The organism is Streptomyces sp. NPDC107498, assembly GCF_055582805.1.
The window spans coordinates 71946-88031 of record NZ_JBVJPE010000022.1 but is presented as its reverse complement, the minus strand read 5'-3'; the positions used below and the strand labels follow the sequence as shown (position 1 = coordinate 88031).

Genomic DNA, 16086 nt, shown 5'->3' with positions numbered 1-16086 from the left:
GGCGCGAACCTCCCGCGGGCCACCCCTTTGCATGACCATGCGCGATGATGCATACTCTTCCCATGTCCAAGGTCCTCACCTCCCTGCCCGCCGGCGAGCGCGTCGGCATCGCCTTCTCCGGCGGCCTCGACACCTCCGTCGCCGTCGCATGGATGCGCGACAAGGGCGCCATCCCGTGCACCTACACCGCCGACATCGGCCAGTACGACGAGCCCGACATCGCCTCGGTGCCCGGCCGCGCGAAGACCTACGGTGCCGAGATCGCGCGCCTGGTCGACTGCCGCGCCGCGCTGGTCGAGGAAGGCCTTGCCGCGCTCACCTGCGGCGCGTTCCACATCCGCTCGGGCGGCCGCGCCTACTTCAACACCACCCCGCTCGGCCGCGCCGTCACCGGCACCCTGCTGGTCCGGGCGATGCTCGAGGACGACGTCCAGATCTGGGGCGACGGCTCGACCTTCAAGGGCAACGACATCGAGCGGTTCTACCGCTACGGCCTGCTCGCCAACCCGCACCTGCGGATCTACAAGCCCTGGCTGGACGCGGACTTCGTGACCGAGCTCGGCGGCCGCAAGGAGATGTCGGAGTGGCTGCTCGCCCATGACCTCCCCTACCGGGACAGCACCGAGAAGGCGTACTCCACCGACGCCAACATCTGGGGCGCCACCCACGAGGCCAAGACCCTGGAGCACCTGAACACGGGCGTCGAGACCGTCGACCCGATCATGGGCGTGAAGTTCTGGGACCCCTCGGTCGAGATCGCCACCGAGGACGTCACGATCGGCTTCGAGCAGGGCCGTCCGGTGTCGATCAACGGCAAGGAGTTCCCCTCCGCCGTCGACCTGGTGATGGAGGCGAACGCCATCGGCGGCCGCCACGGCATGGGCATGTCCGACCAGATCGAGAACCGGATCATCGAGGCCAAGAGCCGCGGCATCTACGAGGCCCCCGGCATGGCCCTGCTGCACGCCGCGTACGAGCGCCTGGTCAACGCGATCCACAACGAGGACACCCTCGCCCAGTACCACAACGAGGGCCGCCGCCTCGGCCGGCTCATGTACGAGGGCCGGTGGCTGGACCCGCAGGCCCTCATGGTCCGCGAGTCCCTCCAGCGCTGGGTCGGCGCGGCCGTCACCGGCGAGGTGACGCTGCGGCTGCGGCGCGGCGAGGACTACTCGATCCTCGACACCACGGGCCCGGCCTTCAGCTACCACCCGGACAAGCTGTCCATGGAGCGCACCGAGGACTCGGCCTTCGGCCCGGTGGACCGGATCGGTCAGCTCACCATGCGCAACCTCGACATCGCCGACTCCCGCGCCAAGCTGGAGCAGTACGCCGGCCTCGGCCTGATCGGCACCGGCAGCCCCGCCATCGGTGCCGCCCAGGCGGCCGCGACCGGGCTGATCGGCACCATGCCGCAGATGCCCGAGGGCGGCGCCGAGGCCATCGCCTCCCGCGGCGAGGTCTCCGAGGACGAGGAGATGCTGGACCGGGCCGCGATGGAGTTCGGCACGGACTGACCCGCTCCGGCGCCGCCACCGCCGCGCGGGAGCACGACCGCCGCGCGGCGCCACCGCCGCGGAAGGCCGGTTCGACACCTTTGTGTCGGACCGGCCTTTCCGCTGGTCGGGGCGGTGCACGGGGGTCCGCAGCGGCCCGCTACCGTCTGCGCGGAACGGAACGGGGCGTGCCGCGCGCGGCGCGCCGGGGTGGGGAGCACGGAATGACGGAGACGGCGGACGCGGTCCGGACGGCGGGAAGAGAGAGGGACTGCCCCGAGTGCGGGCAGCCCGTGGAGGCGGGCGGGCGGTACGTCACCTGGTGTGCCGCGTGCGACTGGAACGTGGACCCGGAAGTGCGGGACGAGGAGACGCCGGGGCGGATCGAGGCCCTCCGCCGCCGCCTCGCCCAGCGGTACGGGGAGCAGCTCCTCGCCGAGCTCTCGGATCCGGCCGCCGGAGGCACGCCCGGCCCGGCCGCCGACCGGGCCGGCCCGGAAACCCGGCGCGGGAGGGCCGGTGCCCTCGCCACGGCGCTCGCGGTGGCGGTCCACGGCGTGACCGTCGCGCTGCTCGGCGGCGGCGCCTGGCTGATCGTCACGGCCAGGGGCGCCCTGCCCGTGATCGGAGCCCTCCTGATCGGCCTCGCCGTCGTGCTCCGGCCCCGGTTCGGCCGGCTCCCGAAGGACGCCGACCACCGGACGCTTCTGCGCCGCGCGGACGCGCCCCGGCTCTTCGCCCTGCTCGACGACGTCGCCGGGGCCGTCGGCACGACGGGTGTGCGGGTCGTGGTGATCGACGCCGATGTGAACGCGTCGGTCACCACCTACGGCATCCGGCAGCACCGGCTGCTCCACCTCGGCCTCGGCCTCTGGGAGACCCTCTCCCCCCAGGAGCGCATCGCCCTCCTGGGCCATGAGTTCGGGCACTACGCCCACGGGGACACCCGCCGCTCCCTGCTCGTGAGCACCGCGTTCCAGTCGCTCGACACCTGGCGCTACACACTGGCCCCGGTGCCCGCCCAGGGCCTCGTCCAGGACTTCTCGAACCTGCTGACCGCCCCGCCCAGGCTGCTCGTCGACGGCGTCCTCGCCGTCCTGGAGCACCTGACCCTGCGCCAGTCGCAGCGCGCCGAGTACCTCGCCGACTCGACCGCCGCCCGCACCGCGGGCACGGAGGCGGCCGCCGGTCTGATGGACCGGCTCCTCATCAGCGACGGCGTCGCCGGCGAGCTGCGCCGCGAGTCCGTCGCGGCGCGGACCCGGATCGGTGGCGCGGCCCGTCGCGAGGATCCGTCCGAGGGCCTATGGGAGCGGCTGGCCGCGCACGCCGCGTCGGTTCCGGAGCGCGAGTACGAGCGGCTGCGCCGCGTCGCGGAGCGGCGCGGTCACCAGGTGGACTCGACGCACCCGCCCACCCATCTGCGGCACCGGCGGCTGATCCGGGGCGCCCAGGACGGGGGCGACCTCGTCCTGGACGCGGTGAGGGCGGCGGAGGTCGACGCCGAGCTGACCGCGGTCAGGCGGAGCGCTGCACGGGAGCTCGTACGGCGTTGAGCCCGCCGGCTCACCGGTCGGTCGTTGTCACATCCCGGCGGGTCCTCGCGTCAACGCGGTGACGGGACCGACGAGGAGTGAGGCGCCATGCACGACGACACGTTTCTGACCGCCCTGACCGGGCGGTTCGACGCCCACGAGGAGCAGCTGCGGGCCGTCGCCCTGCGGATCACCGGCTCACCGGCGAGGGCCGAGGCGGCGCTCGCGGCGGTGCGGGCGGACCTCGGGCGGAACGGCGGTGCGGCGGTGCGCTCCTGGCTGACGGTGGCCGTGGGCCAGGCGTGCGTGCGGGGGCTTCAGGAGCGGGTGGCGGAGCGGCGGCGGCACAGAGGGTCCGACGGGGGCGGGCGGATGCCGGGAGCCGGGGCCTCGGGCGTCGGGAGCGGCGGGGTCGCGGACGCCGGGAGGGGCGGGGAGGTGGGCGCCGGGAGGGGTGGGGTCGCGCGTCGCGATGTCGACTCGCTGTGGCTGGCGTTGCTCGTGATGCTGGAGAGGCTTGAGGGTGACGAGCGGCTCGCCTATGTCCTGCACGACGCGTTCGGCCTGTCCCCGTACGAGACCGCGCGGGTCACCGGCGGTTCCCCGGACGCGGCGGCGCGGTTGGCCCGGCGGGCGCGGGAGCGGCTCCGGGGCGGCGGGGCGGACCGTGCCGAGGACGAGCGGGGACGGCAGCGCGCGGTGGTGGACCGGTTCCTGGCGGCCGCACGCGCGCGTGACGTCCGCGCGCTGGTGGCCGTCCTCGACCCGGACGTCGTCGCGTACTCCGAGGGCGGCCCGGCGCACGGGGTCGCCGCGGTCGCCGAGGCGGCCGCCGCCTTCGCGCGGCGCGCGGACGTGTCCCGGCCCGCGCTGGTCGACGGAGCCGTCGGCGCGGTCGGGTTCGCCGCCGGCCGGCCGGTCTCGGCGGTCGGCGCCACCCTCCGCCGAGACCGCATCGTCGCCCTCTCCCTGACCAGTGGGGAGGACCGGGTGCGCGCCCTCGACCTGGTGTTTCCCGATCGGTGAGGCACGGGCCGGGAGAAACTCCGGTGCGCCCGAAGCGGCGGTTCCGTTAGCCTGGACGGCATGTCGACGCCCCGAATCTCCTAGCTGAGGACCCGCACCCACGCCACCCGTGTGTCCTCAACTTCCTTCGGAGCGTTACCCCGTGATCACCGTTCGTGGTGCCGACGTGCGCGTCGGCGCCCGGCTCCTGCTGTCCGACGTCTCCTTCCACGTCGCCCCCGGCGACCGGATCGGCCTCGTCGGCCGCAACGCCGCCGGCAAGACCACCCTCCTCGACACCCTGGCCGGACTGCGCGCCCCGGCCGCCGGCACCGTCACCCGTACCGGCTCCGTCGGCCGTCTCGCCCAGGATTCCCGGGCCGCCGACCCCGCCGTGACCGTCACCGACCGGATCCTCTCCGCGCGTGGCCTCGACCGGGCTGCCCGGCGGCTCGCGGAGGCCGCCCGCCGGCTCGGCGAGACGCCCGACGCGCGGGCGCTCGCCGCGTACGACGCCGCCGAGGCCGCCTTCGAGGCGGGCGGCGGGTACGCGGCGGAGGCGGAGGCCGCCCGGGTCGCCGCCGGTCTCGGCCTGCCCCACACGCTCATGGACCGGCCCGTCGGCCGGCTGTCCGGCGGTCAGAAGCGCCGGGTCGAACTGGCCAGGATCCTCTTCGCCGGTCACGGCCGGGACGGCACGCTGCTGCTCGACGAGCCGACCAACCACCTGGACGCCGACTCGATCGGCTGGCTGCGCGGCCACCTCGCCGCCCACCGGGGCGGGCTCGTGCTGATCAGCCATGACGTGCGGCTCCTCGCCGACACCGTCAACCGGGTCTTCCACCTCGACCCGCGGCGCGCCTCGCTGGACGTCCACAACACCGGGTGGGACGCGTACCTCGCCCAGCGGGACGCCGACGAGCGGCGCCGGGTGCGCGAGCGCGCCAACGCCGAGCGGAAGGCGGCCGCCCTGCACGCGCAGGCCGACCGCATGAAGTCCCGGGTGGCGACGGCGACGACCGCCCGCAGCATGGCGCGCCGGGCCGACCGGATGCTCGCCGGTCTCGACCCGGCACGGCAGGCCGAGCGGGTCGCCCGCATCCGGCTGCCCGAGCCCGCCCCCTGCGGCCGGACGCCGCTGGGCGCCGTGTCGCTCACCAAGGCGTACGGGGAGCGGCCGGTGCTCGACGGGGTGGACCTGGCCGTGGACCGGGGCAGCAGGCTGGTCGTCCTCGGGCTCAACGGGGCGGGCAAGACGACCCTGCTGCGCCTCCTCGCCGGGCAGGAGGCCCCGGACGCGGGGCGGGTGGTGCGCGGACACGGGCTGCGGCTCGGCTACTTCGCCCAGGAGCACGAGACGCTGGACCCGGAGCGCACGGTCCGGGAGAACCTCGCGGCGGCGGCTCCGCACCTGACGGATGGTGAGGTACGGGCGGTGCTCGGCGCGTTCCTGTTCCGGGGCGACGACGCCGACAAGCCGGCCGGGGTGCTCTCCGGCGGCGAGAGGACACGGCTCGCGCTGGCCGCCCTGGTGCACTCCGGCGCGAACGTGCTGCTCCTGGACGAGCCCACCAACAACCTGGACCCGGCGTCGCGCGACGAGGTCCTGGCGGCGGTGGGCACCTACCCGGGCGCGATCGTGATGGTCACGCACGACGAGGGCGCGATCGACGCGCTGCGCCCGGAGCGGGTCCTGCTGCTCCCGGACGCGGACGAGGACCTGTGGAGCACGGAGTACCGGGAGCTGGTCGCCCTGGCGTAGGGGCCGGGTGGAGGCGGGCCCGTCGGAGCGGGGCCGCCCGGCATCGGTGCGGGCGCTCCAGGAGGGGGGTCGGGCAGGTCGGTCGGGACCGTGGGCCCTGACCCTCGCGTCGGGGTCAAGTCCGGGGCGGGAAAGGGGGATCCCCCCGTGCCACCGCTGCGGGGGAGCCCTAGCCTGGAGGCATGGTCATCGATGCGCAGACACGGGTACGGATCGCCCGCCCCTCGCGGGACCTCGCCGCCGCCGAACGGTTCTACGTCGACGGGCTCGGCCTCGAAGTGCAGTGGCGGAGCACCGAACGGGTGCCCGGGAAGCACGACCTGCTCATGGTCGGCCCCCCGGACGGGAGCTGGCACTTCGAGCTGACCCGTGACCCCGAGCACCCGGTGGACCCCGTCCCGACCGTCGAGGACCTGTTCGTCGTCTACCTCGGCGCGCCCGTCGAGGAGGAGCAGGTGGAGCGGCTGCTCGCCGTCGGCGGGACGCGGGTGCCCGCGCACAACCCGTACTGGGACGAGCACGGCGTCACCGTCACCGACCCCGACGGATACCGGCTCGTCCTGTGCGCGCGGAACTGGACCAGATGAACTAGGAGCTGCGCACCGCGCGGAGGACCACGAACTTCCGGTCGCCGGCGACGAGTTCGCTGTTGCCGAAGATCCGGCGGAGCGTGACGTGGTAGCCGAGGTGCCGGTTGCCGATGACCCACAGTTCGCCGCCGGGCCGCAGCGCGCGCCGCGCGTCCGCGAACATCCGGCGGGCGGTGCGGTCGGTGGTGGCCTGGTGGCTGTGGAAGGGCGGGTTGTTGAGGACGAGGTCCACCGAGCCGGGGGGCAGGTCGGTGAGCCCGTCTCCGACGAGGAACTCGGCCTTGCGGTCGGCGCCCACGTGGGTGCGGAAGTTCTCCTCGGCCGAGGCGACGGCCTGGTACGACTCGTCGGCGAAGACCAGTTCCGCCTCGGGTTCGTGGAGCGCGACGGCGAGGCCGACCACGCCGTTGCCGCAGCCGAGGTCGGCGACCCGGGCCCGGCCGAGCCCGCCCGGCAGGTTCGCGAGGAAGAAGCGGGTGCCGACGTCGAGGCGGTCGGCGCAGAAGACCCCGGCGTGGTTGGCGACGGTCAGTCCGGGAAGACCGGGCGCGGGGGTGTCGGCGGGGAGGTCGTAGCGGTACGGCCAGGGGTTCGGCCCGGGCGCGGCGCTCGGGTCGGGGGTGGTGTGGATCAGTCGGGCCTTCTTCACCGCGAGCGAGGTGCGGGTGGGGCCGAGGATCCGCTCGAAGAGCTTGAGCGTGGAGGTGTGGATGTCCTTGACCATGCCCGTGCCGACGATCACGGTGTCCTCGTGCACGGCGGGCGCGAGCCGGTGCAGCTGGTCCTCCAGGAGCCCGAGGCTCTTGGGGACCCGGACGAGGAGCACGTCGATCCGCTCGGGCGGCGGGTCCTGGGTGGTGAGCAGCCGGACGGCGTCCGGGTCGGCTCCGGCGCGCGCGAGGTTGGCCCGGGTCGCCTGTCCGCCGAGGTACGAGTCGGAGATCTGGACGAGTTCGCGGGGTCCCGCGGCCTGCAGTGCGGTGACGAGGGCTCCCCAGCGGTCGCCGAGGACGGCGACGGTGCCGGAGAGGTCGGTCCCGGTCTCGGCGAGGTGCCCGAGGAGGTACTCGTCGGACGCGTCCCAGGCGCGCAGCTGGTCGCGTGGGTCCTCGGGGAAACGGGTCAGCGTGAAGGCGCCCCATGACGTGCTCAAACGGTTCATCGTGCTCTCAGGCTAGCCGGTCGGGGCCGCCGGTTCTCGCGGTCAGCACGGGGCGGTGGCGAGCTGGAGGTGCCAGAGGCCGGGGCGGCCGGTGAGCGTGACGGTGGAGAGGGGGCGGACGTCCACGTTCCAGTACGTGGCGGGCGGGGCCTTGAGGGCGTACACGAGGGCGGCCCGTACGACGGAGGGCTCGGCGACGGCGACGATGGAGCCGTCCTCGGCGGGGCGGGTGTCGAGCCAGTTCCCTATGCGGGTGATGAAGGCGAGGAGCGGTTCGCCGCCGTGCGGGGCCGTGCGGGCGTCGGTGAGCCAGGCGTCGATGGCGGCCGGTTCGAGGGCGGCGACCTCGGCGAGGGTCAGTCCGCGCCAGCGGCCCATGTCGCAGTCCCGGAGGGCGGGCTGGGCCAGGGGCGCGTAACCGAGGGCGGTGCCGGTGGCGCGGCTGCGCGGGGTCGGGGAGCAGTAGCGCAGTTCGGCCGCGCCGAGCGGGATGAGCGCGGGCGCGGCCTGCTGCACCTCGTACCAGCCGGCCTCGTCGAGCGGCCGGTCGTCGTCGAAGCGTTCGGCGAGCAGGGAGGAGCTGCGTGCCGCCGTGACGAGCGTCACCCGAAGACTCATGGCCGCGATCGTGAGGCCGGTGGCGCCGCTGGTCAAGGGGTCATCTGCGGGGTGGGGAGGGGGTCGGGCCCACCGCTGTCCGAGAGCCATCCACTTGTCCGGATTTCGCAGTGGCGTGAAACCCACCTTCTCGTGCACGCCGTGCGCGTCGGCGGTGGCGAGCAGGACGCGGCGCGGTCCGTGCGGGGCGGGGCGGTCGCGGACGGCGGTGACGAGCGCGGTGCCGGGACCGGTGCCGCGGGCCGGGCGGTCGACGTGGACGTCGCGGAGCCAGGCGAAGGTGGCGTAGTCGGTGACGACCCGGACGCAGGCGCTCGTCTCGCCGGTCTCCCGGTGGTGGGCGCCGAGGTTCGGCGAGCTCGCGATGGCGCTGTCCCGTTTCTCCCGAGGTCGGCCGAGCGCCCGGGAGGCGTCGGTGGACGGCCGGGGGTGGACGAGGACCGCGTCGATCCGGGCGGGGTCGGCTGAGATCTCGTACGCCCCGTGCATGACGGGGGCGGCGGTGGCGTGCTGTCGCTCAGGGGCGAAGGCTTTCGGGGGGCGTGGGGGCTTGCCAGGCGAATGTGCACCGGGCCAGGGACGGGGGGCGGGGGCGCGCCGGGGCCAGGCGCGGCCCGCCCCTGGGATCAGCCGGTGAGCTCGTCCACCGCCGTCCGCAGGCGGCGCACGCCCTCGACGATCTCCGTGGGGCCCGCGACACCCGCGAAACTCAGCCGGATGTGGCCGGCGGGGGGTTCGGCGCAGAAGTAGGGGCGGCCGGGGGCGGCGGTGACCCCGGCGCGCAGCCCGGCGGCGAGGAGGGAGGCTTCGGGGAGGGCGTCGGGGAGGCGCAGCCAGAGCTGGTAGCCGCCGGAGGGGAGGTGCGGGAGGGCGAGTTCGGGGAGGTGGAGGGCGAGGGCTCCGGTCATGACCTCCCGGCGGTTCCTGAGCTCCTGGGCGACGGCGCGGAGGTGGCGGGGCCAGGCCGGGGAGCCGACGAGTTCGAGCGCGGCCTCCTGGAGGGGCCGGGGGACGAAGAAGCTGTCGACGACCTGGATGGCGCGCAGCCGTTCGAGGACGGGTCCGCGGGCGGCGAGGGCGCCGACGCGGAGGCTGGCCGAGGTGATCTTGGTGAGGGAGCGGACGTGGACGACGACGCCGTCCGGGTCCTCCGCGGCGAGGGGCGCCGGCAGCGGCGCCGCGTCCTCGTGGACGAGGCGGCGGGCGAAGTCGTCCTCGACGACGAAGGCGCCGGCGGCGCGGGCGATGCGGACGACCTCCCGGCGGCGTTCGGGGCACAGCGTGGTCCCGGTCGGGTTCTGGAAGAGCGGCTGGCAGACGAAGACGCGGGCGCCGGTGGCGCGGAAGGCGGCTTCGAGGAGTTCGGGACGCACCCCGTCGACGTCGGTGGGCACGGGGACGGGGCGGAGTCCGGCCGCGCGGGCGACGGCGAGCATGCCCGGGTAGGTGGGCGACTCGACGAGGACGGGGGTGCCGGGCGGGGCGAGGGCGCGCAGCGCGGTGCTGATCGCGGACTGGCCTCCGGCGGTGATGAGGACCTCGGCCGCGGTGACGCTGCCGCCGATCTCGCGGGCGAACCATTCGCGCAGTTCGGGCAGGCCGTCGGTGGGTGGCCTGCCCCAGGCTCCGGGGCGGCGACCGGCCCGGGCGAGGGCGGCGGCGAGGGCGCTCTCGGGCTGGAGGGAGGGGTGGAGGTAACCGCCGTTGAACTCGATCACGCCGGGCGGGGGCGCCGAGAGGGTGACGAGGACGCCGGAGGCGTCGACGGCCCGGGGGACGAGTTCGGTGGCGCTGTCGGCGCTGAGGGCGACCTCCTGCCAGGAGGTGTCGCCGACGACGGGGGTGGGAGTGCGCGGCTGCGCGCGGAAGGCGCCGGCGCCGGGGCGGGTGACGACGAGTCCCTCGGCGGCGAGCTGGGCCAGGGCCCGGGTGACGGTGACGGGGGAGACGCGGTAGCGCTCGACGAGCGCCCGGCTCGATGGCAGTTTTCCCCCGGGTGAGTAGCGGTTCAGTTCCATTCTCAGGGATTTCGCCAGTTCCGCGACACTGCTACGCTCATGCATGAGGACACAGAATAGCGCTACCAGCCGGACCGCGATAGCGGTCACCGCCACCGGATCCCGCCGGACCGAGTCCCTCGGCGCCGCCTCTGGAACGTCCACCGGCATCGACTCCGGGGCCCGTCCCGCCGCCGACCCCCGGACCCGTGGCACGCTGCTCGCCGGGCTCGGCGTGGTCTCCTTCTCCCTCACCTTCCCGTCGACCGTGTGGGGCCTGGAGAGCTTCGGCCCCTGGTCGCTGGTGGCCGTGCGCTCCACCCTCGCCGCGCTCATCGCCGGCGTCTTCCTCCTCGCGGGCCGGGTGCCGCTGCCCGAGCGGCGCCACTGGGCCGGCCTCGCGGTGGTGGCCTGCGGTGTCGTCATCGGCTTCCCGCTCCTGACCACGCTGGCCCTGCAGACCTCCACCACCTCGCACGCCGCCGTGGTCGTGGGCCTCCTGCCGCTCACCACCGCGACCCTCGCCGCCGCGCGGACCGGGCGCCGACCGTCCCGCACCTTCTGGGTCGCGGCCGTCTCGGGTGCCGTGGTGGTGCTGGGCTTCACGCTCCAGCAGAGCGGCGGCTCGTTCTCCACGGGCGACCTGTACCTCTTCGGGGCGCTGCTCGTGTGCGCGGCCGGCTACACCGAGGGCGGCCGGCTCGCCGCGCTCATGCCGGGCTGGCAGGTCATCGGCTGGGCCCTGGTCCTCTGCCTGCCGCTGATGGCGGTCGCCTCGGCCGTCACGCTGTCGATCGAGCCGGTCCACCTGAACGCGCACGGCGTCATCGGCCTCGTCTGGGTCGCCGCCGGCTCCACCTTCTTCGGCCTGTACGTCTGGTACCGCGGCATGGCCACGATCGGCATCCCCAAGGCCAGCCAACTCCAGCTCGCCCAGCCGCTCCTCACCCTGTTCTGGTCGGTCTTCCTGCTCGGCGAGAGCCTGCCGCTGGCCGCTCCGGTCGCCGCGGTGGCGGTCCTGGTCTGCATCGCGGTCACCCAGCGGGCCAAGAGCTGACGCGGCGGGGCCGACGCGACGAACCCGGGCGGAGCGGGTCACAATGACAGTCAGAGGCCCTGCGCAGTCCGGGGCAGGACCGTCCCGGTCGCGAGGAGGTCAGCCCGATGCAGGCGAGCGTGGGCGACAAGCTGCTGGTACACGGCCGGACCGTCGGTCATCACGACCGCACGGCCGAGGTCCTTCAGGTACTGGGGGAGAACGGCACTCCCCCGTACCGCGTGAAGTTCGACGACGACGGCCACGAGGCCCTGATGTCGCCGGGCCCCGACACCGTCGTACGCCACCACCCCGAGGCGGGGACGGGCTGAGTCCCTACTTCGGCGGACGGGCCCCGGTCGGGTAGTGATCGGCCACCACGGTGGCCATCGCCCCGATCGGGTCCGCGGCGACCTCCTTCGCGGAGAAGTAGCAGTGACCGTCGACCGAGGGGTACCCGCCGGCCAGCTCCAGGTGGCGCGAGAGTTCCCCCGGATCCTGCCAGGCCGCGGGCTGGGCGGGGTCGCCCGCCTTGTGGAGCGCCTCGCCGATGTAGAGGCCGACGCCGGTGCCCCGGACCACCGCGTCCCACCAGGGCAGCAGCTTGGCGTAGTCGGCGGCGGGCAGCCCGATGTGCCAGTAGAGCTGCGGCAGCACGTAGTCGATCCAGCCCTCGCGGATCCACTTCCGGGTGTCGGCGTACAGGTCGTCGTACGTCTGGACGCCGGCGCGGGTGTCCGAGCCCTCCGGGTCGGTGGCGACGTTCCGCCAGACCCCGAAGGGGCTGATGCCGAAGGCCGTGTGCCGGTCGATCTCCTTGATCCGGGCGGACGTCTCCGAGACCAGCAGGTCGGTGTTGTTCCGCCGCCAGGACGCCTTGTCGGGGAAGTCCCCGCCGTACCGCGCGTACGTCTCGTCGTCGGCGAGGACCTGCCCGGTCACCGGGTACGGATAGAAGTAGTCGTCCCAGTGCACGGCGTCGATGTCGTAGCGGTGCAGCGCGTCCAGCATCGCGTCCTGGACGAAGCTCCGGACCTCGGGCAGCCCCGGGTCGTAGTAAAGCTCGCCGCCGTACGGCAGTACCCATTCCGGGTGGATCCGGGCCGGATGGCCGGCGACCAGCCGGTCCGGGTCCGTGTGGTTCGCCACGCGGTACGGGTTGAACCAGGCGTGCAGTTCGAGCCCCCGGGCGTGGGCCTCGTCGACGGCCGTGCCCAGGGGGTCCCAGCCGGGGTCCCGGCCCTGCGCGCCGGTCAGGCACTGCGCCCACGGTTCGTACGGCGAGGGCCACAGCGCGTCGGCGGTCGGCCGGACCTGGAGGACCACCGTGTTGAGCCGGCGCTCGACCGCCGTGTCCAGGTGACGGAGGAGCTCGGTCCGCTGCCGCCCCGCGGTCAGCCCGGGGCGGGAGGGCCAGTCACGGTTGGCGACCGTCGCCAGCCACATGCCGCGGAACTCCCGCCTGCGGTGCGGTTTCCCGCGCGCCGCGGGAGCGGAAGCGGCATCGGCCGCCGTCGTCGCCCCCGTCACCGGACGCGCGGACCCCCTCCCGCTCGGCTCCGGGAGGACCGCTCCTGTCGTTCCGGTCACGGCGAGCACCGATCCGGTGGCACCGGTCACGAACCCTCTTCTACCGAAAGGCCCCACTTGTCCCCCGCCGCTGTCGGATACGTCACACCCACCGGGACAGCATGCCCACCCGGGACGATCGATCATCGGTTAATGAGCGGTAACGTCGTGGGGGTAGAGGCGGACGCACCCGGAATCACACGGACCCCCCGCCGCCGGAGAAGAGCGAAAGGCACGAGGTGACGGACTCCATGGCCGACATTGAGCGCGTCGGAGTGGTGGGCTGCGGCCAGATGGGCGCGGGCATCGCGGAGGTGTGTGCCCGGAGCGGGCTCGAGGTGAAGGTCGCCGAGACCACCGGCGAGGCGCTGGAGATCGGCCGCACGCGGCTCTACAACTCGCTGAACAAGGCCGCCGAGCGCGGCAAGATCAGCGAGGAGGAGCGGGACGCGACGCTCGCCCGCCTCAGCTTCACCACCGACCTGGGCGAGTTCGCCGACCGCGACCTCGTCATCGAGGCGGTCGTGGAGAACGAGCAGGTCAAGACCGAGATCTTCCAGGTCCTCGACCAGGTGATGACCCGGCCGGACGCCATCCTGGCCTCGAACACCTCCTCCATCCCGCTGGTGAAGCTGGCCGTGGCGACCTCCCGCCCCGACCAGGTCATCGGCATCCACTTCTTCAACCCGGCCCCGGTGCAGAAGCTCGTCGAGCTGATCCCGGCCCTCACCACCTCCGAGGGCACGATCAGCCGGGCCCAGGCCTTCGCGGAGAAGGTGCTCGGCAAGCACGCCATCCGCGCCCAGGACCGCTCCGGCTTCGTGGTGAACGCGCTGCTCGTGCCGTACCTGCTCTCGGCGATCCGGATGTTCGAGTCGGGCATCGCGAGCCGCGAGGACATCGACAACGGCATGGAGTTCGGCTGCGCCCACCCGATGGGCCCGCTGAAGCTCTCCGACCTGATCGGCCTGGACACGATCGCGTCGATCGCCGACTCGATGTACTCCGAGTTCAAGGAGCCGCTGTACGCCGCTCCCCCGCTGCTGCAGCGCATGGTGGACGCCGGCCGGCTGGGCCGGAAGACGGGTTCGGGCTTCTACCCGTACGCCTGAAACCCGCGCTCCCGGAACTCCTGCCCCCGGAACGCGCACTCCCGGAACCCGTACTCCTGGAGTCCGTACGCCTGGAAGAGGAGTACCGCAGACCCGGAGCGACGGCGTCCGACCCCTGACGCCGTCGCTCCGGCCGGACGGCCCGTGTCCCCGCACAGGTACGGGCCGTCCGGCACATCTCGCTCCGCCGCCTCAGCCGAGGCGCAGATGGTGGAGCATCAGCAGTCCGGCCGCCGTGTTGGCGGCCGGGACCTCGCCCCGGACGATCATCCCGGGGATCTCCTTCAGCGGTATCCAGGCCCTGCGTGAGGACTCGAAGGCGTCCTCGGGGGGTCCGGTCCAGGTGGCCCGCTCCGCCCAGTAGAGGTGGTGGCGGGCGTCGGTGAGGCCGTTCGAGGGTTCGACGGTGAGCAGGTGGCGCAGCGGCCCCGGCCGCCAGCCGGTCTCCTCCTCCATCTCGCGGGCGGCGGCGGACTCGAGGTCCTCGCCGTCCTCGACGACACCGGCGGCCAGTTCCCAGCCCCAGCTGTCGGTGATGAAGCGGTGGCGCCAGAGCATCAGGACTTCGTCGGCCTCGTTGACGGCCGTCGCGGCGGCGACCGGGCGGAGCCGGATCAGATAGTGGTCGAGGTGGCGGCCGTCGGGGAGTTCGACGTCCGCGAGGTTCACCCGGAACCAGCGGTTCTCATAGACCGAGCGTTCGCTGAGTTTCGTCCATTGCACGTTTCTTGCCACCTTCCGATCGGTCGGTGCTTGTTTGGTGGCAACATCGCAGCAGTTGACGACTCAGAGGGGAACGCGCAGCGCCCCCTCGATGAGAGCGGCGGCCTCCCGGGCGTCCCCGCAGCCGCTCGCGAGGAGGTGCTCCCGCACCTGTGTCAGCCGGTCCCGCAGCCGCCGCGACTCCATCCCCCGCGCCCGCTCCGTCATCTCCACCGCCGTGCGCGCCGCCTCCTCGGCCTCCCCCTGCCGCAGCTCGATCCGGCACAGCATGGCGAGCCGGTGCACCCGGCCCCGGTCGTGCGAGGGCATGCCGACCGCCGCCGACGCGTGCTCACGGGCGGCCCCGAAGTCGCCCAGGCCGAACAGGGCCTCCGCCACCTGGACGTTGACGAACCCCGGCTGGACGTAGCCCGTCTCCACCGGCTCCTCCCCCGGACTGATCCGCTCCGCCGCCGCCTCGGCCCGCCGGATGCAGGCCAACGCCGCGGACCCGTCGCCCAGACGCGCGTACGCCTTCGCCTGCATCGCCGTCAGATCGGCGGCCAGCGCCGGGGTGATCTGCCGCCCCGCCGCCCGCAGCGCCGCCTCCGCGAACGCCACGGCCTGCCGGTACTCCCCCGTGAACAACGACTGGTTGACGAGGAGCGCGATCACGTACGCGCCGAGCCCCCGGTCCCCGCTCGCCTTCGCGAGCCGCAGCGCCTGGTGGAAGTAGCGCTGGGCGAGACCGTGCGCGTCCGCGTCGTATGCGCAGATTCCGGCCACCGCGACGAGCCCGCCGGCGGCCCGGTGCAGGCGCCGCCCCAGCGCGTCGCCGTAGGCACCCCGGAGCAGCGGGGCGGTCCCGGTGTTGAGGAAGCCGACGATCCGCGCCCGGGTCGCGATGCCGCCGGCCCTGCGGTACATCTGCTCGTAGTGCGACCGGGCGGCGCTCAGGACGGCGATGTCGGCCGCCGAGACCGTCGTCCGGCCCGTACGCGAGACGTCCACGTCCTCCGGCGGGTTCTCCCACTCCCACACCGGCATCACCGCCTGGGTGCCGGTCACCGCCGGGGCGGCCACGATGTGCGGCCGCTGCTGCTCGTCGGAGCGCCACAGCGCGGTCGCCCGCTCCACGAAGCCGGACAGCGGCGACCCGGCGGCCGGCGGCGGCCCGCCCGGCACCCCCAGGCCGATGTCGTCCAGGGTCACCTGCCGGTGCAGTCGGGCGGCGAGCACCTCGCAGATCAGGTCCGGCACCTGGCCGCGCGGCCGCTGCCCCTTCAACCAACGGGCCACGGCGGTGTGTTCGTACCGCAGGGCGAGGCCCCGGGCCCGGCCCGCCCGGTTCACGTGGGCGGCCAGGCCGGCGTTCGAGACGCCCGCTTCGTCGAGCAGGGCGTCGAGCAAGGTGTTGGGCTGCATGGCCGCTCCGGTCACTCGCAGGGCCGCTCCGCTCGGTGAACTCAGCGTAGCGGTGGCCGAATCCATGCGGGTCGAAC

14 protein-coding genes and 1 pseudogene are annotated in these 16086 nt (G+C 74.0%); 8 read left to right on the top strand and 7 right to left on the bottom strand.

The features are described 5' to 3' along the window. The first annotated feature begins 62 nt into the window (after positions 1-62). The 5 genes from argG (at position 63) to ACZ66Z_RS30205 (ending at position 6385) form a co-directional block, all read left to right on the top strand. Positions 63-1517: an argininosuccinate synthase gene (gene argG / locus ACZ66Z_RS30225; RefSeq protein ID WP_469938568.1), complete on the top strand. Its 1455-nt coding sequence runs from the start codon at positions 63-65 to the stop codon at positions 1515-1517. A gap of 203 nt (positions 1518-1720) precedes the next feature. After that, positions 1721-3052: a M48 family metallopeptidase gene (locus ACZ66Z_RS30220; protein ID WP_469938567.1), complete on the top strand. Its 1332-nt coding sequence runs from the start codon at positions 1721-1723 to the stop codon at positions 3050-3052. 87 nt (positions 3053-3139) lie between these two features. Continuing rightward, complete coding sequence (locus tag ACZ66Z_RS30215; RefSeq protein ID WP_469938566.1) at positions 3140-4057, top strand: sigma factor-like helix-turn-helix DNA-binding protein; 918 nt, start codon at positions 3140-3142, stop codon at positions 4055-4057. A gap of 142 nt (positions 4058-4199) precedes the next feature. After that, positions 4200-5798, top strand: coding sequence for an ABC-F family ATP-binding cassette domain-containing protein (locus ACZ66Z_RS30210; RefSeq protein ID WP_469938565.1), 1599 nt, complete (start codon positions 4200-4202; stop codon positions 5796-5798). Positions 5799-5980: 182 nt separating this feature from the next. Next, on the top strand, positions 5981-6385 hold the full coding sequence (locus tag ACZ66Z_RS30205; protein WP_469938563.1) for a VOC family protein: 405 nt from the start codon (positions 5981-5983) through the stop codon (positions 6383-6385). Between the two features lies 1 nt (position 6386). On the opposite strand, the gene ACZ66Z_RS30200 is transcribed toward ACZ66Z_RS30205, so the two are convergent. From ACZ66Z_RS30200 to ACZ66Z_RS30185, 4 genes and pseudogenes are all read right to left on the bottom strand, one after another. Then, positions 6387-7550: a methyltransferase gene (locus tag ACZ66Z_RS30200; protein WP_469938562.1), complete on the bottom strand. Its 1164-nt coding sequence runs from the start codon at positions 7548-7550 to the stop codon at positions 6387-6389. A gap of 42 nt (positions 7551-7592) precedes the next feature. After that, on the bottom strand, positions 7593-8168 hold the full coding sequence (locus ACZ66Z_RS30195; protein ID WP_469938593.1) for a histidine phosphatase family protein: 576 nt from the start codon (positions 8166-8168) through the stop codon (positions 7593-7595). A gap of 129 nt (positions 8169-8297) precedes the next feature. Then, a pseudogene (locus ACZ66Z_RS30190) lies at positions 8298-8657 on the bottom strand (GNAT family N-acetyltransferase); the annotation flags it as partial. A gap of 137 nt (positions 8658-8794) precedes the next feature. After that, the gene (locus tag ACZ66Z_RS30185; protein WP_469938561.1) at positions 8795-10231 is read right to left on the bottom strand and encodes an aminotransferase-like domain-containing protein; all 1437 of its coding nucleotides are present in this window, start codon (positions 10229-10231) and stop codon (positions 8795-8797) included. Between ACZ66Z_RS30185 and ACZ66Z_RS30180 the strand changes: the two genes are divergently transcribed. Together ACZ66Z_RS30180 and ACZ66Z_RS30175 are read left to right on the top strand one after the other, a co-directional pair. Beyond that, complete coding sequence (locus ACZ66Z_RS30180) at positions 10230-11222, top strand: DMT family transporter (protein WP_469938559.1); 993 nt, start codon at positions 10230-10232, stop codon at positions 11220-11222. The two genes, ACZ66Z_RS30185 and ACZ66Z_RS30180, sit on opposite strands and share 2 nt — an antisense overlap. A gap of 107 nt (positions 11223-11329) precedes the next feature. Next, a complete protein-coding gene (locus ACZ66Z_RS30175; RefSeq protein WP_121829032.1) occupies positions 11330-11533 on the top strand; it encodes a DUF1918 domain-containing protein in 204 nt (67 codons plus the stop codon). Between the two features lie 4 nt (positions 11534-11537). On the opposite strand, the gene ACZ66Z_RS30170 is transcribed toward ACZ66Z_RS30175, so the two are convergent. Next, a complete protein-coding gene (locus tag ACZ66Z_RS30170; protein ID WP_469938558.1) occupies positions 11538-12848 on the bottom strand; it encodes a glycoside hydrolase family 10-like protein in 1311 nt (436 codons plus the stop codon). A gap of 173 nt (positions 12849-13021) precedes the next feature. On the opposite strand from ACZ66Z_RS30170, the gene ACZ66Z_RS30165 reads away from it, so the two are divergent. Continuing rightward, the gene (locus ACZ66Z_RS30165; protein ID WP_469938556.1) at positions 13022-13882 is read left to right on the top strand and encodes a 3-hydroxybutyryl-CoA dehydrogenase; all 861 of its coding nucleotides are present in this window, start codon (positions 13022-13024) and stop codon (positions 13880-13882) included. Between the two features lie 192 nt (positions 13883-14074). Here the strand turns inward: ACZ66Z_RS30165 and ACZ66Z_RS30160 are convergent, their stop codons facing one another. Beyond that, the gene (locus ACZ66Z_RS30160; RefSeq protein ID WP_469938555.1) at positions 14075-14605 is read right to left on the bottom strand and encodes an NUDIX hydrolase; all 531 of its coding nucleotides are present in this window, start codon (positions 14603-14605) and stop codon (positions 14075-14077) included. 63 nt (positions 14606-14668) lie between these two features. Continuing rightward, positions 14669-16009: a transcriptional regulator gene (locus ACZ66Z_RS30155; protein WP_469938553.1), complete on the bottom strand. Its 1341-nt coding sequence runs from the start codon at positions 16007-16009 to the stop codon at positions 14669-14671. Positions 16010-16086 lie beyond the last annotated feature (77 nt).

Coding starts and splice junctions, on each gene's coding strand:
- ACZ66Z_RS30180 (WP_469938559.1), top strand. CDS start 10,230: ATGAGGACACAGAATAGCGCTACCAGCCGGACCGCGATAGCGGTCACC.
- ACZ66Z_RS30200 (WP_469938562.1), bottom strand. CDS start 7,550: ATGAACCGTTTGAGCACGTCATGGGGCGCCTTCACGCTGACCCGTTTC.
- ACZ66Z_RS30175 (WP_121829032.1), top strand. CDS start 11,330: ATGCAGGCGAGCGTGGGCGACAAGCTGCTGGTACACGGCCGGACCGTC.
- ACZ66Z_RS30165 (WP_469938556.1), top strand. CDS start 13,022: ATGGCCGACATTGAGCGCGTCGGAGTGGTGGGCTGCGGCCAGATGGGC.
- ACZ66Z_RS30185 (WP_469938561.1), bottom strand. CDS start 10,231: ATGCATGAGCGTAGCAGTGTCGCGGAACTGGCGAAATCCCTGAGAATG.
- ACZ66Z_RS30215 (WP_469938566.1), top strand. CDS start 3,140: ATGCACGACGACACGTTTCTGACCGCCCTGACCGGGCGGTTCGACGCC.
- ACZ66Z_RS30195 (WP_469938593.1), bottom strand. CDS start 8,168: ATGAGTCTTCGGGTGACGCTCGTCACGGCGGCACGCAGCTCCTCCCTG.
- argG (WP_469938568.1), top strand. CDS start 63: ATGTCCAAGGTCCTCACCTCCCTGCCCGCCGGCGAGCGCGTCGGCATC.
- ACZ66Z_RS30220 (WP_469938567.1), top strand. CDS start 1,721: ATGACGGAGACGGCGGACGCGGTCCGGACGGCGGGAAGAGAGAGGGAC.
- ACZ66Z_RS30155 (WP_469938553.1), bottom strand. CDS start 16,009: ATGCAGCCCAACACCTTGCTCGACGCCCTGCTCGACGAAGCGGGCGTC.
- ACZ66Z_RS30205 (WP_469938563.1), top strand. CDS start 5,981: ATGGTCATCGATGCGCAGACACGGGTACGGATCGCCCGCCCCTCGCGG.